Genomic DNA, 15,249 nt, shown 5'->3' with positions numbered 1-15,249 from the left:
ACCATGTCGACAGGACAATCACCCAAGGAGATCGGGGAGATCAGCTTCGGGCTGATGGACCCGGAGGAGTACCGCGAGATGAGTGCGACGAAGGTCATCACGGCCGACACGTACGACGACGACGGGTTCCCCATCGACATGGGGCTCATGGACCCGCGTCTCGGCGTGATCGACCCGGGCCTGGAGTGCAAGACCTGCGGGAAGCACAGCGGGTCGTGTAACGGGCACTTCGGGCACATCGAGCTGGCGGCGCCCGTCATCCACGTCGGGTTCACGAAGCTCATCCGACGCTTGCTGCGTGGGACGTGCCGCGAGTGCGCGCGCCTCTGTCTCACCGAGGACGAGCGCGAGGACTTCGCTCGCGACCTGAACAACGCGCGGAAGCTCGGGAACGACCTGAACGACGTGACGAAGGCCGCGATCCGGCAGGCGCGCAAGAAGGACCGCTGTCCGTTCTGTGGCGAGGTCCAGTTCGACATCCAGCACGAGAAGCCGACGACGTACTACGAGGTCCAGCAGGTTCTCACGTCGGAGTACTCGCAGGCGATCGCGAGCGCGATGCAGGGTGACGAGGAGGCGGACGTGGAACCGATGGGTCGCGAGGGGCTCGCCGAAGCCACCGAGATCGACCTGTCGCGTATCAACGAGATCCTCTCCGGTGAGTTCCGGCCGCGCGAATCCGACCGGAAGGCCATCGAGAAGGCGCTCGACGTGGACCTCACCGAGGAGGACATGAACAAGCTGATGCCGAGTGACATCCGGGACTGGTTCGAGGACATCCCGGACGAGGACCTCGAGGTGCTCGGCATCAACCCCGAGCGCAGTCGTCCGGAGTGGATGATCCTGACGGTGCTTCCGGTGCCGCCGGTGACGGCGCGGCCGTCCATCACGCTGGACAACGGTCAGCGGAGCGAGGACGACCTCACGCACAAGCTCGTCGACATCATCCGCATCAACCAGCGGTTCATGGAGAACCGCGAGGCGGGCGCACCTCAGCTGATCATCGAGGACCTCTGGGAACTCCTCCAGTATCACGTGACGACGTTCATGGACAACGAGATATCGGGGACGCCGCCCGCCCGTCACCGTTCGGGTCGCCCCCTGAAGACGCTCAGTCAGCGTCTCAAGGGCAAGGAGGGGCGTTTCCGCGGGAGTCTGTCCGGGAAGCGCGTGAACTTCAGTGCTCGTACCGTCATCAGTCCGGACCCGACGCTGTCGCTGAACGAGGTCGGCGTGCCGGACCGCGTGGCCAAGGAGATGACGCAGACGATGAACGTCACCGAGCGCAATCTCGCGGACGCGCGCCGGTACGTCTCGAATGGTCCCGAGGGCCATCCGGGTGCGAACTACGTGAAGCGACCGGACGGCCGTCGCCTGAAGGTCACGGAGAAGAACTGCGAGGAGCTCTCCGAGAAGGTCGAGGCCGGCTGGGAGGTCAACCGCCACCTCGTCGACGGCGACATCGTCGTGTTCAACCGGCAGCCGTCGCTGCACCGGATGTCCATCATGGCTCACGAGGTCGTGGTGATGCCGTCGAAGACGTTCCGCCTGAACACCGTCGTCTGTCCGCCGTACAACGCCGACTTCGACGGTGACGAGATGAACATGCACGCCCTCCAGAACGAGGAGGCGCGCGCCGAGGCGCGCGTCCTGATGCGCGTCCAGGAGCAGATCCTGTCGCCGCGGTTCGGTGAGAACATCATCGGCGCCATCCAGGACCACATCAGCGGGACGTACCTGTTGACGAACCAGAACCCGCACTTCAACGAGACGCAGGCGCTCGACCTGCTGCGTGCGACGCGTATCGACGAGCTCCCCGACCCGAGCGGCGAGGAAGACGGCGAGCCGTACTGGACGGGTCGCGACATCTTCTCGGAGCTGCTGCCGGACGACCTGAACCTCGAGTTCCGCGGGACCGTCGGCGACGACGTCGTCGTCGAGGACGGGACGCTCGTCGAGGGCACCATCGCGGAGGACGAGGTCGGCGAGTTCGGCGGGCAGATCGTCGACACCATCGTGAAGGTGTACGGGACGACGCGCGCTCGCATCTTCATCAACGAGGTTGCGGCGCTCGCGATGCGCTCGATCATGCACTTCGGGTTCTCGATCGGGATCGACGACGAGACGATCTCGACGGAAGCCCAGGAGCGCATCGACGAGACGATCGACGAGGCCTACGACCGCACGGAGGAACTCATCGCGACCTACGAGAAGGGCGAACTCGAGAGTCTCCCCGGTCGTACCGTCGACGAGACCCTCGAGATGAAGATCATGCAGACGCTCGGGAAGGCGCGTGACAACGCGGGGGACATCGCCGAGGAGCACTTCGACGAGGAGAACCCGGCGGTCGTCATGGCGAACTCCGGGGCGCGTGGGTCGATGCTGAACCTCACGCAGATGGCTGGCTGCGTCGGCCAGCAGGCAGTGCGTGGGAACCGCATCAACCGCGGGTACGAGGACCGCACCCTCAGCCACTACAAGAAGGACGACCTGAGCGCAGACGCGCACGGGTTCGTCGAGCACTCGTACACGGGCGGGTTGACGCCCCGGGAGTTCTTCTTCCACGCGATGGGTGGCCGCGAGGGCCTCGTGGACACGGCAGTCCGGACGTCGAAGTCCGGGTACCTCCAGCGGCGTCTCATCAACGCACTGAGCGAACTGGAGACGCAGTACGACGGCACGGTCCGGGACACCTCGGACACGATCGTCCAGTTCGAGTTCGGCGAGGACTCGACGAGTCCGGTCCAGGTCGCGCACGACGCCGAGAGCGGTGTGGACGTCGAGCAGATCGCGGACCGCATCCTCGACAACGAGTTCGCGGACGCGCAGTCGAAGGCGGAGTTCCTCGGCGACGAGGCCCGTCCGACGAACCTCAGCGAGCACGCGGAAGCGCGTCGTAATCCCGACCTGCTCACGGAGGTGGAGTCGGATGACTGACTTCGACGTGTCGGCGGACGTGGAAGCGGTCGTCGAGGACCGGTCGATTCCGGAGGACCTCCGCGCCGACGTGTACCGCGTCGTCGAGGAGCGGAGTCTGAGCGTGGAGGCGGCCGACGAGATCGCGAAGGCGGTCGAGAACCGCTATCAGGAGACGCGCGTGGAGCCGCTCGACCCGGTCGGGACGGTGTCCGCGCAGTCCATCGGTGAACCGGGGACGCAGCTGACGATGAACACGTTCCACTACGCGGGCGTCGCGGAGATCGACGTGACGCAGGGGCTGCCGCGGCTCATCGAACTCGTGGACGCGCGGAAGACGCCGGACACGCCGATGATGACGATCTACCTCGAGGACGAGTACGCGGAGAGCCGCGAGCGCGCCCACGAGGTCGTCTGGCAGCTCGAGGCGACGAAGATCCTCGCGCTCGGGGACGTGTCCACGAACGTCGCGGACATGAACGTCTCCATCGACCTGAACCCCGATACGTTGCAGGAGCGCTGGCCGACCGTGGGTGACACCGGCGAGATCGCCGGTGAGATCGCGGAGATCATCGAGGATTCGCTCGGCGTGACGACGATCCAGAAGGGGACGAACGTCCAGTTCGGGCCCGAGGAGCCGAGTTACCGCGACCTCCTCCAGCTCGTCGAGGAGCTCCGCGAGATCACGTTCAAGGGTATCGAGGAGATCTCGCGGGTCGTCATCCGGAAGGAGGACGTGGAGACGCCCGATGGCGAGGAACGCGAGGAGTTCGTGCTGTACACGGAGGGGTCGTCGTTCGGTGACGCCCTGGAGATCGAGGGCGTGGACGCGTCTCGGTCGTCGTGTAACAACATCCACGAGATCCATCGGACGCTCGGTATCGAGGCGGCTCGAGAGACCATCATCGAGGAGACCAACGACACGCTGAAAGAGCAGGGGTTGGACAACGTGAACGTCCGGCACCTGATGTTGGTCGCGGACATGATGACGAACCGCGGCGAGATCGAGTCCATCGGCCGGCACGGTATCAGTGGGTCGAAGGAGTCCGTCTTGGCGCGTGCGGCGTTCGAGGTCACGGTCAACCACTTGCTCGACGCCGCGATCCACGGCGAGGTCGACGACCTGAACGGTGTGACGGAGAACGTCATCGTCGGGAAGCCGATCAAGCTCGGGACGGGTGACGTCGACCTCCGGATGGGGTCGCTGTCGAAGTCGGGCGAGCAAGCTGACTGATGGCGCGGACGCTGTCGGACGAGGCGCGCCGTATCCTCGGGCTGTTCGAGGACGTGACGGGTGCGACCGGGCTGGATTGCCTGGTGTACGACGACCGCGTGGTCGTCCTGGTCGCCCGCGGCGACATGGGCGAGGCGATCGGGCCGGGCGGCGAGCACGTCGGCGAGTTCGAGGAGCGCCTCGGGACGGACGTGAAGCTCGTCGAGGACGCGACCACGCCCGGTGATTTCGTCGCGAACGCGCTCGCGCCGGCGGCGGTGTACAACGTCACGGTCAGCGAGAACGGTGACACGGTCGCGTACGTGGAGGTCGACGAGGCCGACACGGGCGTCGCCATCGGTGCGGACGGCCGGAACATCGAGGCGGCGAGAGCACTTGCGCGACGACACGTCGACGTGGACGACATCGAGTTGACGTAGCCGCCGCCCGGACTCGGGTGGCGGCGAGTGCTCGCGAACCCGTCGGCGTGCGTACCTATTTATCCTCGTCGCGCGTGGTTTCTACGTATGATTCACGTGGACAGTGCTCGGGGTGAATGCGAGTGAAGCTTGCGATTATCGGGTTCGGACAGGCTGGCGGGAAGGTCCTCGACGAGTTCATCGCGTTCGACCGACAGACGAAGGGGTCGGTCGTCCGTGGGGCTATCGCGGTGAACACGGCGAAGGCGGACCTCCGCGGGCTCGAGCACGTGCCCGAGGACCGGCGGGTGCTCGTCGGGCAGACGCGCGTGAAGGGACACGGCGTCGGTGCGGACAACGAGCTCGGCGCGGAGATCGCCGAGGAGGACATGGGTGAGATCCAGAGCGCGATCGACGACATCCCGACGCACGAGGTGGACGCGTTCCTCGTCGTCGCTGGGCTCGGCGGCGGGACCGGCTCGGGTGGGGCGCCGGTGCTCGCGAAGCACCTCAAGCGCATCTACAGCGAGCCAGTGTACGGTCTCGGTATCCTCCCGGGGAGCGACGAGGGCGGTATCTACACGCTGAACGCCGCGCGGTCGTTCCAGACGTTCGTCCGCGAGGCGGACAACCTCCTCGTGTTCGACAACGACGGCTGGCGCCACAGCGGCGAGAGCCTCGAAGGCGGGTACGATTCGATCAACAGGGAGATCGTGCGGCGACTGAACGTCCTGTTCTCGGCGGGCGAGGTCGGCGACGGGGATGCGGTCGCCGAGAGCGTCGTCGACGCGAGCGAGATAATCAACACGCTCGGGAACGGCGGCGTGTCCAGTATCGGGTACGCGGTCGACCACGTGGACCGCGGTGACTCCGGGTTGTTGTCGCGGTTCTCGAAGAAGCAACTGGACGACGTCGATACGACGAACCGCATCACGAGCCTCGTCCGGAAGGCGACGCTCGGTCGCCTCACCCTCCCCTGCGAGGTCCAGGGTGCCGAGCGCGCGTTGCTCGTGGTCGCTGGGCCGCCCGAGTACCTGAACCGGAAGGGTATCGAGCGCGGGCGGACGTGGCTCGAGGAGCAGACGGGGTCGATGGAGGTCCGCGGTGGCGACTTCCCGATGCCCAAGGAGTCCTCGGTCGCGTGCGTCGTCCTGCTGTCGGGCGTGACGAACGTCCCGCGCGTGAAGCAACTGCAGGCAGTCGCGGTCGAGGCGATGGACAACATCGACGACCTCCGCGAGCAGAGCGATGCGAACCTCGACGCGCTCCTGGATACGGGCGACGAGAAACTTCCGCCGCTGTTCTGACGCCGTCACGTCCTCGCGCCGGCGGTGGGTGTCGTTGTCACGTTCCGACGGACGGCTGCCAGTACGCTTAGGCCGGTCGACGACGAGTTGCTGACGACGAGGATGACTGACCTGCGCGTGCTCGCGGTCGCTGGGTCGACGAACGTCGCGAGCATGCTCGCCGCACGGGACGCGTTCGCGGTTGCGGTCGCGACCGACGACCGGGCGCTCGCGAGCGCGCTCGCGGCCGAACGATTCCACTGTATCGTCATCGAGCACGGCCCACCTGCGGTCGACGCCGTCGAGACGACTCGAACCGTCGTGGACGTCAGTGACGCGCCGGTCGTGGTCCGAGATTCGACGAGCGACGCGGCGGTCGCTGGCGAAGCCGTCGCCGTTGGCGCGGACGGCTACGTGCCGGCGAGCGCGGACTCCGGGACGCTCGTCGAGCGCGTTCGAGACCTCGCCGAGGCATCGAGTCGTCTCGATGGCGCGGCGAGGCGACGATACGAGGCCATCGTGGAGAGCCTCGCAGACCCCGTCTGGGTCGTCGACGAGGACGGCTACAGCGTGTTCGCGAACGAGGCGTACGAGGAGGCGTTCGGGTACTCGAAGGCGAGCGCGATGCGCGGCGACCTCCACTTCGAGGAGACGTTGACGGCGGCGAGCGCCGACCGCATCCGCGAGGCGACGCGAGCGATGGTCGAGGATGGCTTGGAGCGTGCGACCGTCTCGGTCGAGATGGTGACCGCGGACGGGTCGGTCGTTCCCGTGGAGGACCACTTCGCGCCGCTGCGGGACGCCGACGGCGAGTTCCGCGGTGCCGCCGGCGTCGCTCGCGACGTCAGCGACCGTGAACGCCGCGAACGACGCCTCCAGGTGTTGAACCGCGTCCTCCGGCACAACCTCGGGAACGACCTGACGACGATCACGGGGTACGCGTCGTTGCTCGCGGCGGACGCCACGACCGACGTCCAGCGCGAGCGCGCTCGCACCGTCCGGGACGTCGCCGAACGGCTCGCGGACGCCAGCCGGAAGGTCCGACAGCTCGGCGCCGTCGTCGACCACGACCCACGCGACCGGACTGTCGTCGACGTCGTCGCCGCCGTCGACTCCGCGGTCGCGAACGTCCGCGGTCGCCACGGCGATGCGGACGTGACCGTAGACGCGCCCGAGGTCGCGCACGTGCACGCTCACCGCCACCTCGAACGCGCCATCGAACAGCTCGTCGAGAACTCGGTCGAGCATGGCTCTCCCAGCTCTCAGCCGTCGGCTGAGAACAGTGTGGAACACGGCACTTCCGACGGCCAGGGCACGGGTGAGGCGCCGTCGACCGTGCGGGTGTCGGTCGAGGACGACGCCGACAGCGGGACGGTCACGGTTCTCGTGGCCGACGACGGCCCGGGACTCCCCGAGGACGAGCGCGCGGTCGTCCTGGACGACGGCGAGATAACGCCGACCAGGCACGGGACCGGCCTCGGCCTCTGGATCGCGAAGTGGGCGGTCGATTCCGGCGGTGGCGAACTCTTCGTCCCCGAACCCGCCGACGGCGATGGTGGGGTCGTCGCCATTCGACTCGACCGAGCGCGAGACGACTCGACGTAGGACCAGGATGGGGGACGACCCGACGCTACGAGCGAGAGTCCGCACCGCCCCACAGAACGCTCTCGCGTGGCCTGAAGCCGGCTGCGGCGCTACGGCGCGCGCAGAACGCGTCAACGCGCGAACCGAAACGGGCTGAGAGAGCGTTATCGGGGTCGCTAGAGCGACCTCAGGCCGTCACACCGTCTCCAAAAGGGTGGGCTTAAGTGCCTCCGTAAGATAGCGACTGGTACTATGGCGAACGGCAAGTACGCCGCGCGCAAGCTCAAGAAGGACCGCCAGCAGCAGCGGTGGTCCGACTCGGACTACGCGCGACGCGAGCGTGGACTTCGCAAGAAGTCCGACCCGCTCGAGGGCGCGCCGCAGGGTCGCGGCATCGTCCTCGAGAAGGTAGGTATCGAAGCGAAACAGCCGAACTCCGCGATCCGGAAGTGCGTCCGGGTCCAGCTCATCAAGAACGGGAAGCAGGTCACCGCGTTCTGTCCCGGTGACGGCGCCATCTCGTTCATCGACGAGCACGACGAGGTCACCATCGCCGGTATCGGTGGGGCGAAGGGTCGTGCGATGGGCGACCTCTCGGGTGTCAACTACAAGGTCGAGAAGGTCAACGGCGTGTCGATGATCGAACTCGTCCGCGGGAACGCAGAGAAACCGGTTCGATAATCATGTCGGAAGAAGATACACCCGAACCCGAGAAGCCCGCCGGGACCGACGAGGAAGGCGCGCGCGCCCTCCTCTTCGACCAGTGGGACATCACGGGTATCGAGTACAACGACCCGTCCACGGAGCGCTACATCACGGTCACGCCGATCGCGCACACGATGGGCCGTCACGCGGGCAAGCAGTTCAAGAAGAGCGAGCTCTCCATCGTGGAGCGACTCGCGAACCGCCTGATGCAGACCGAGGAGAACACGGGCAAGAAGCAGCAGGCGCTCCAGATCGTGCGTGAGGCGTTCGAGATCGTCCACGAGCGCACCGAGGAGAACCCGGTGCAGGTGCTCGTCGAGGCCGTCGAGAACGCGGCGCCGCGCGAGGAGACCGTCCGCCTGAAGTACGGTGGCATCTCGGTCCCGAAGGCGGTCGACGTCGCACCGCAGCGACGCGTCGACCAGTCCCTGATGTTCCTCGCGGAGGGCGTTCACGGGTCGTCGTTCAAGACGACGACGACGGCGGCGGAGGCGCTCGCCCAGCAGCTCACGGGCGCCGCTGACTACGACGTCCAGACGTACGCGATCAACCAGAAGGAAGAGTCCGAGCGCGTCGCGGCGGCAGCACGCTAATTTCGGTCTTTCTCTCTTCGTTCGCGGAAGACTCACCCGCGAGTTCGCAGATGCTTCTTCGGTCTAACTGCCAGCTTCTGATTGCATCGAAAATTGAGATATATCGAATCTCTACCATTATTCTTGAATTTCTAAGCTCCCGTGGAATGCAGCAGGGCGTGCCGAAGAGAAAAACTCAGCAGATAAATATATATCTAAAATCAATACATTTAGGAATTTTTTAAAATACGATGGTCTTGGGTGGAATGCAATGGTGAAGCGATCTACGCGACGATCTTTGATGAAGCGTATGGGTGTTCCTGTAACTGGACTGACGGCGCTCTCCGCACCTGCGGTAGCAGCATCGGAGAAATCCTTCGATCAGCGTGTTCAACACGGGGATTCGGTGGGTGTCATCGATGAAATCACCGAGGTTGGTGAAACCGCTTCAGGAGATACACTCGTTGCTGTAAAGATCAAGGAAACCGATCGTCGAACAGGCGCGGTCCGTTATCACACGTATGGGGTTAAAGTCGAGGGCGGCAGTGGTGGAATCTCTCACACGAAGATAGACGGGAAAGCGTTCCAACAGCTCAATCAGGTCGGTACTGAGGATGGTGTCTCCATCCAGAACCACATCCCTGACTTACCCGAGTTCGGCGACCTAGTTAAGAAAAAAGATCACTATCTCGGACAGAACATTGGAAATTGCGACGCATTTAATCATCAACACACGCAGGACGGTCTCACAATGTGGTTCTACCACGACATCGGAAAGATTGGGGCTGGGACGGCTCTCGCCGCACTGGGTGGGTATATCGGTGCGCTTGGTGGAGAAACACTTGCTGCAATCGGAGCCGGTAGTGGCGTTCTGTCAACAGGACTCTTAGAGCGGTATGTAAGCACTCATGCCGTCTCCGTAGTAGCGTGGGAGTATGACGTCAGTAAGTTCGGATGGAACCAAACGATGTACGCCGTCGATTTCTCCGGTCACTGGCATCAAAATGACCCCGATCACATGTATACGGTCTCGACGATTGTGGGGCATCCCTCTTGCGGGAACTGTGGATTCGGAGTATAGACTGAACTAACTGATGTATCGACAGATACTCGTTGGTATGCTCTACCTTTCTATCTTCCCGAGCACTCTCCTCACACTCTGGGCGTTCCATTTGCGTCCTTTCGAGAGCACGCAAAACCTCGTTATCGGTGTCTTCATTGCAGGTCTGCTCGGCTGGTTAGTTGCGAAGTTACACTACAGGATTCGGTCGCAATCGAACTAAACCCTGTAACAAATTCGTTCTTTCGCCCAACGGTGCTCTAGCGTCACGCGCGTTGACAGTAATGAGGCGATGTGTGTGGTCAACTAGCGATGTCGAGTGCGGTGTCGACGTCGCCGCGCCAGGGGTTGCCGTGGCCGGGGAGGAGCGTGACGTCTCCGAGTCCGGCGAGTTCGTCGAGCGAGCGGCGGGCGAGCGCGGTGTCTTCGTCGGCGGGTCCCATGAGCTGTGGGTCGCCTTCGCGGTTCCGGTAGATGTCTCTGGTGACGATCGCGTCGCCGGCGATGAGGACGTCTCGGTCCTCGAGGTGGAGTGCGCACGAGCCCGGGGTGTGGCCGGGGACGTGAATCACGCGTGGGCTGCCGGGCACGTCCAGGACGTCGCTGTCGTTCATGGGTTCGACGTCGGTAACGGGGTCGACGTCGCGGATGCCGTCGCGGACCATCTCGACGACGTACCGGAGGAAGCCGGGGCGCCAGAGGTTCCGGAGGAACCACGCGGGCGGGCCGTGCGGGAGGTCGCGGAGGTGGTGGTGGTCGTCGGGGTGACAGTACGCGGAGCTGCCGCGGTCCACGAGGTGCCTGGCGAACCCGGCGTGGTCCGCGTCGCCGTGGGTGAGGACGAGCGCGTCCACGTCGTCGAGGGTATACCCGTGGCGGTCGAGCCACGGTGCGAGTTGGGGGTAGTGTGCGGGGAGTCCTGCGTCGACGACGGTGAGGGCGTCGTCGTCCTCGACGACGTACCAGTTGATGCGCGCGGTCCCGAACCGGTAGACGCCGGGCGCGACCTCGCGGTCGTCGGCTTCGGTAGTGTCGGTGGTCGCTGCGGGGGACATGTACGAGAAGTTCGACGGGCTTCGAGATAGCTGTTCGCCGAAGGTCGCTCCCGGCCGGAGTTTGGCGGCGGTTGCGCCCTCTGCGGGTGTCAGTTACTCGGGAACGGTCCCGAGGTCGACGTCTTCGAACGCGCTGGGGCGTTCGCCGTCGGTGGCGTACACGTAGAGCGCGAGGCGTGCGATGGAGCCGAGCGTCGCGGTGAAGATGTACGCGACGAAGATGAGGGAGGCGGCGACGAGGAGGGCGCCGCCGAAGCCGAGTGCGCCGCCGCTGAGGCCGCCGAGGACGACGATGCCGGCGGCGACGATGGCGACGGGGAGCATGAAGAGGATGGTGACGATGCCGACGCCGAACGTCGCGCCGGCGGTCTCGCCCCACGTGTTCTTGAACGTCTCGCCGCTGCGTGCGATGGCGCCGCGGACGCCGACGTCCTCGAACGTGATGACGGGGATGACGAAGTACGTGAGGATGCTCCAGCCGACGCTGATGATGCTCGCGAGGACCTCCGCGAGGAAGTTGTCCTGGCTGTCGATGAGCTGGATGATGACGCCGACGGTCGCGGAGATGGCGCTCCACGCGAGGAGCGTGCGTTTGTGTTCCCAGGCGGCGCTGATGCCGCTCTTGAACGACGGTTCTTCGCCGCGGAACGCCTTCCGGGTCTCGTGCATGAGGGCGGCGGTCGTGAACGACGCGATGAACGTCGACCCGAAGTAGAGGACGAACAGGAGGGCGTACTGGAGGACGCCAATGTCGCTACTCGCCAGGAAGAACCCGGGAACGAGGAGGAGTGCGACGTACAGCAGCCCGGCGATCGAGCCGACGAGCGGGAACACGGCGAGTTCGGGGTCGCCGCGTAACACGCGGATGCTGTCCTTCGTGAGCGCCCAGCCGGTCTTCAACCGGTTGAAGAATCCCATGAGTATTACACGCCGCGTCCACGGATAAATCAGTACGGTCGAGGGGGAAGGGGGCCGCCGTCGTCACGGGGTTTCGTAGCGAACGAGCGCCGCGCCCGTCGCGTCGCCGCGCACGCTCCGACCTGATGCCAGCGGGGGAGTGGCCGCGACCGCGTCGGCCGGGGGGAGTCACCGACGGCGGAAGGGGATGGCCGCCGGCGCGCGTCGCGGTCCACGCCGAAGCGAGTACCTCACCGTCGAGTGGGTCGTTTCCGAGAGTTCCATCGTCCAGGGAACCCACGACCCATCCACTCCTTCGACACCACCGGAAAAGAGCGTTCGCCGAACTATCACCCGACTCTTTCTAGAATTCGTCGGCGTCGTTAGCGCCGGACGCTCGATGAATCCGTAAAGAACTGGAACCGGCGGCCTGGGGGCCGCCGGACGCTCGATGAATCCGTAAAGAACTGGAACCGGCGGCCTGGGGGCCGCCGGATGCTTGCGGAGTCCGTCAGTCCGCTGCCTGTTGACCACCGAGTGCGTACTCGCGGGTGACGTCGACGAGGGCTTTGCGGTACTCGCTCTCGGTGGGGTCGTCGCCGAGGTCGAGGAAGTGGCGTTTGAAGGAGTCGACGCTGACGCCGGGGGCGTCCTCGCCGGCGGCGTGCGCGAGGTCGTAGAGCCGGTGGTCGTCGGTGACGAGGTCGTGGCGCTCGCAGAGCGCGAGCGCGAACGCGGCGTTCACGGCGGTTATCTCCGGGTCGGCGTCGGCCGTGACCGGGGTGAGTCCGGCCCTGGGTGGGGTGCCGTGGTCGGAAACGGCGGCGGCGAGGCTCGCCTCGAAGAACGAGACGAGCTTGTCGCTGTCGCCGAGACTGCACGTGATGTCGTCGGCGTAGATGTCCTTCATGTGGTTCGCGATCTGGTAGCAGTGCGCGACCTTGCGGCGTTCGACGCTGTTCCCGGCGAGCCCGAGGAAGAGGGCTTCGTCGGTGCTCTGGAGGTGCGAGGGGTGTTCCTCCTCGTAGCGCGTCATATGCGCGTACTCGTGGAGCGCGAGCTCGCGCGCCATCGCGGACGTCGCGGCCTGCTGGGAGATGTTGAGGACGTGCTTGTCGTCGTAGTGCCCGGTCCACGTGCGTTCGTCCGGGTCGCTCCGGACGTGCACGTGCACGGGGAGGGAGACGTCGTACTCGGTCTCGAAGCGGTCCTGCGCGCCGAGGAACGGAGCGGGTGGCGCACGACCCTGGACACGAACGTCCATGTTACAGTCTCACAATGGCTCGGTCGGGTATGAGGGTTGCGGCCCCGGCATCCCACCGGTCGAACCCGGATGCGACCCGCGCGGACTCGCGCTCGACGGGAACGCGACGCCCGTCAGGAGACGTCGCGCGTCTCGACGAGCGGGAGCCCCTCCGCGCGCACGTTCACGCCCGAATCCGACGACCACGTTCCCGCCGGCGAACTCGACGGCCGCGACCCCTTCGACACGCCGAGCTTCGGACTCCCGAACTCGGTCGTCTCGTCGGTCTTGTACAGATAGAACGTCGCCCCCTCGCTCGACGACCCCTCGAAGCGCCCGTTGAAGTAATCCATCTGATCGTACGCATCTATCTGGAAGCGGACGTCCGCGTCCGCGCCGATCGTCTGCCCGCCGGTCTGGACGAGTTCGATGAACGACGAATCCGACGCCATCGACACCTCGAACGTCGCCGCCTTCCGTCTCGCCGTGTCCTTCCACGTCGGCGTCGTCACGGACGTCGCCCCGACGTCGCTCGTGTTCACGACGAACTCGCCACCGTCCCCGTCCCCCTGGAGGAACGCCTCCATCTCCCGGATGACGCCCGATTCGGTGACGAGCGCGGACCCGGAGAACGACTCCAGCGGGAACTCCGACCGGCGGAAGTACCGGCTGACGATCCGCGACTCCTCGAGCACGGTCGCGTTCTCGATCTCGTCCGCCTCGAGGATGAACAGCGTCGTACCGTCGCGCGTCTGCCGGCCGACCGGCGCGAAGTTCCCCGCCCTGATCAGGGCTTCGAGGAGGTCCGTGCCGGCGAGCACCGACGGCCGGAACTCGAACCGGAGTTCCGGGCTGTACGCGTAGATCGCCTGGCCGGCGACGGTCTGGCGCTGGAAGAGCTGGCGGTCCTCGACGTACGTCTCCGGGCCGCGCGAGCTCTCGACGCGCATCCTGACGTCGTCGCCGATCTTCGTCGTCAACCGGTTGAACCCCATGTACTCGGTCTCGACGGTCCGCGGCCGGCCACTCGTCCGCTGTCGATGTTCGAGCACGAGCGCTTCGGTCACGCCGTCCTCGCTGACGCCCGGCGGGTACGTCGCCGCGTCGTCGTCGCCGTCGGTCGTCTCGGCGTCGGTCTCGGTCGGTTCCGCGGTCGTGGCTCGTTCGGTCGTCGACTCGTCCGCGCTCGTCGCGGCGCTGTCGCCGCTCGTGGCCGTCCCGGTCGGTTCCGCCTGACTCAGCCGCAGACAGCCCGAGAGCCCGAACACGCTCGAGAGTCCCCCGGCGACGAGGACGCGTCGACGCGTCGTGTCTTCCCCATCCATTGCGAGGTCCTACCGTCAGCGTCGACATAACGCTTCTCGCCGTTTCGAGCGGTGAGTTGCGACCGGGTCCCGGTGTCGTTATGGGTTCGGCGGTCGCCACGTCGACGCATGCCCGTGGATTCGCTCGCCGTCGTCGACGCGTTCGACGGTGGCTTCGGCTGGCAGGCTGCCGGCGACGAGGCGCTCGCGCGCACCAGTCACGCGCTCCGAACCGACGACGGCCTCTGGCTGCTCGACCCGCTCGACGCCCCCGGGCTCGACGACGTCCTTGCTGCCCGCAGCGCCGGTGCGGACGACGACCCCCGCGTCGCTGGCGTCGCGGTCTGCGCCGGCTGGCACGCGCGCGACGCCGCCGCCGTCGCCGCCCGCCACGACGTCCCCGTCACCGTTCCCGCGGGCGTCGACCGCGCACTCGACCACCTGCATCCACCGGCCGGCGTCGACGTCCAGCGCGTCGACGACCAGCTCCCGGGGACCGACGTCTCCCTGCGTCGCGTCTCGCCGATGGGCGCGTGGACCGAGACCGTCTGTTGGCGCGAACGCGACCGCACGTTCTACGTCCCCGAATCGCTCGGGACCGCCAGCCCGTTCGTCGCCGGCGACGAACGCCTCGGCGTCATCTTCTACGCGCGACTCGCCCCACCACGCGACGCACTCGCCGACTTCGAGCCCGACCGCGTCCTCGTCGGTCACGGCGACGGCGTCTTCGACGACGCGACCGCCGCGCTCGCGGACGCACTCGCCGGTTCCCGCAAGCGATTCCCGCGAGCGGTCGTCGAGAACGGCCCGCGAGCGATGCGGAACCTCGTCGTCGCAGCGCTCGACTGACCTCGGTCGCTCCCGCCGCGACGCGCTGCCGACCTCGGTGACTCCCGCCGCGACGACCGGAACCGTGCGTACCATTGACGCACTGAGGGGTTCTCAGACCCGCGAAAACCACGGTTTCGGGGACTCGGCGCGAATCGAAAACAGCA

Annotated in this window: 13 protein-coding genes; 9 read left to right on the top strand and 4 right to left on the bottom strand. The window is 66.1% G+C overall.

Annotation, left to right across the window (positions count from 1 at the left end; all coding sequences use genetic code 11):
- Nucleotides 1-3: 3 nt before the first annotated feature.
- The 8 genes from ACZ48X_RS10380 (at nucleotide 4) to ACZ48X_RS10345 (ending at nucleotide 9,776) form a co-directional block, all read left to right on the top strand.
- Nucleotides 4-2,937 carry a DNA-directed RNA polymerase subunit A' gene (locus tag ACZ48X_RS10380; RefSeq protein ID WP_336350966.1) on the top strand — a complete coding sequence of 978 codons (2,934 nt, stop codon included), beginning with the start codon at nucleotides 4-6 and terminating at the stop codon, nucleotides 2,935-2,937.
- Nucleotides 2,930-4,150 (top strand): DNA-directed RNA polymerase subunit A'', encoded by a 1,221-nt coding sequence (rpoA2, locus tag ACZ48X_RS10375; RefSeq protein ID WP_336350965.1) that lies wholly within the window; start codon nucleotides 2,930-2,932, stop codon nucleotides 4,148-4,150. Before ACZ48X_RS10380 ends, rpoA2 begins: the two co-directional genes overlap by 8 nt.
- Nucleotides 4,150-4,569: a NusA-like transcription termination signal-binding factor gene (locus ACZ48X_RS10370; RefSeq protein WP_336350964.1), complete on the top strand. Its 420-nt coding sequence runs from the start codon at nucleotides 4,150-4,152 to the stop codon at nucleotides 4,567-4,569. Before rpoA2 ends, ACZ48X_RS10370 begins: the two co-directional genes overlap by 1 nt.
- Nucleotides 4,570-4,691: 122 nt before the next feature.
- Complete coding sequence (locus tag ACZ48X_RS10365) at nucleotides 4,692-5,855, top strand: tubulin/FtsZ family protein (RefSeq protein WP_336351117.1); 1,164 nt, start codon at nucleotides 4,692-4,694, stop codon at nucleotides 5,853-5,855.
- A 102-nt stretch (nucleotides 5,856-5,957) separates the two neighbouring features.
- Nucleotides 5,958-7,439, top strand: coding sequence for a PAS domain S-box protein (locus ACZ48X_RS10360; RefSeq protein WP_336350963.1), 1,482 nt, complete (start codon nucleotides 5,958-5,960; stop codon nucleotides 7,437-7,439).
- Between the two features lie 231 nt (nucleotides 7,440-7,670).
- The gene (locus tag ACZ48X_RS10355; protein WP_166038610.1) at nucleotides 7,671-8,099 is read left to right on the top strand and encodes a 30S ribosomal protein S12; all 429 of its coding nucleotides are present in this window, start codon (nucleotides 7,671-7,673) and stop codon (nucleotides 8,097-8,099) included.
- A gap of 2 nt (nucleotides 8,100-8,101) precedes the next feature.
- Nucleotides 8,102-8,716: a 30S ribosomal protein S7 gene (locus ACZ48X_RS10350; protein ID WP_336350962.1), complete on the top strand. Its 615-nt coding sequence runs from the start codon at nucleotides 8,102-8,104 to the stop codon at nucleotides 8,714-8,716.
- 280 nt (nucleotides 8,717-8,996) lie between these two features.
- Nucleotides 8,997-9,776 (top strand): hypothetical protein, encoded by a 780-nt coding sequence (locus tag ACZ48X_RS10345; RefSeq protein ID WP_336350961.1) that lies wholly within the window; start codon nucleotides 8,997-8,999, stop codon nucleotides 9,774-9,776.
- Nucleotides 9,777-10,057: 281 nt separating this feature from the next.
- Here the strand turns inward: ACZ48X_RS10345 and ACZ48X_RS10340 are convergent, their stop codons facing one another.
- The 4 genes from ACZ48X_RS10340 to ACZ48X_RS10325 form a co-directional block, all read right to left on the bottom strand.
- Nucleotides 10,058-10,810, bottom strand: coding sequence for an MBL fold metallo-hydrolase (locus tag ACZ48X_RS10340; protein WP_336350960.1), 753 nt, complete (start codon nucleotides 10,808-10,810; stop codon nucleotides 10,058-10,060).
- Nucleotides 10,811-10,903: 93 nt separating this feature from the next.
- On the bottom strand, nucleotides 10,904-11,728 hold the full coding sequence (locus ACZ48X_RS10335; protein ID WP_336350959.1) for a DUF6159 family protein: 825 nt from the start codon (nucleotides 11,726-11,728) through the stop codon (nucleotides 10,904-10,906).
- 490 nt (nucleotides 11,729-12,218) lie between these two features.
- Nucleotides 12,219-12,971 carry a DUF5781 family protein gene (locus ACZ48X_RS10330; protein ID WP_336350958.1) on the bottom strand — a complete coding sequence of 251 codons (753 nt, stop codon included), beginning with the start codon at nucleotides 12,969-12,971 and terminating at the stop codon, nucleotides 12,219-12,221.
- A gap of 113 nt (nucleotides 12,972-13,084) precedes the next feature.
- Entirely contained in the window at nucleotides 13,085-14,275 is a 1,191-nt protein-coding gene (locus ACZ48X_RS10325) for a DUF7537 family lipoprotein (RefSeq protein ID WP_336350957.1), read from the bottom strand.
- Between the two features lie 108 nt (nucleotides 14,276-14,383).
- Here ACZ48X_RS10325 and ACZ48X_RS10320 point away from each other — a divergent pair, with 108 nt between their 5' ends.
- Nucleotides 14,384-15,103 (top strand): hypothetical protein, encoded by a 720-nt coding sequence (locus ACZ48X_RS10320; RefSeq protein WP_336350956.1) that lies wholly within the window; start codon nucleotides 14,384-14,386, stop codon nucleotides 15,101-15,103.
- The last annotated feature ends 146 nt before the right edge of the window (nucleotides 15,104-15,249 follow it).

The organism is Halorubellus litoreus, assembly GCF_055378595.1.
The sequence above is the reverse complement of the archived record's forward strand: the minus strand, read 5'-3'. Positions and strand labels throughout refer to the sequence as shown.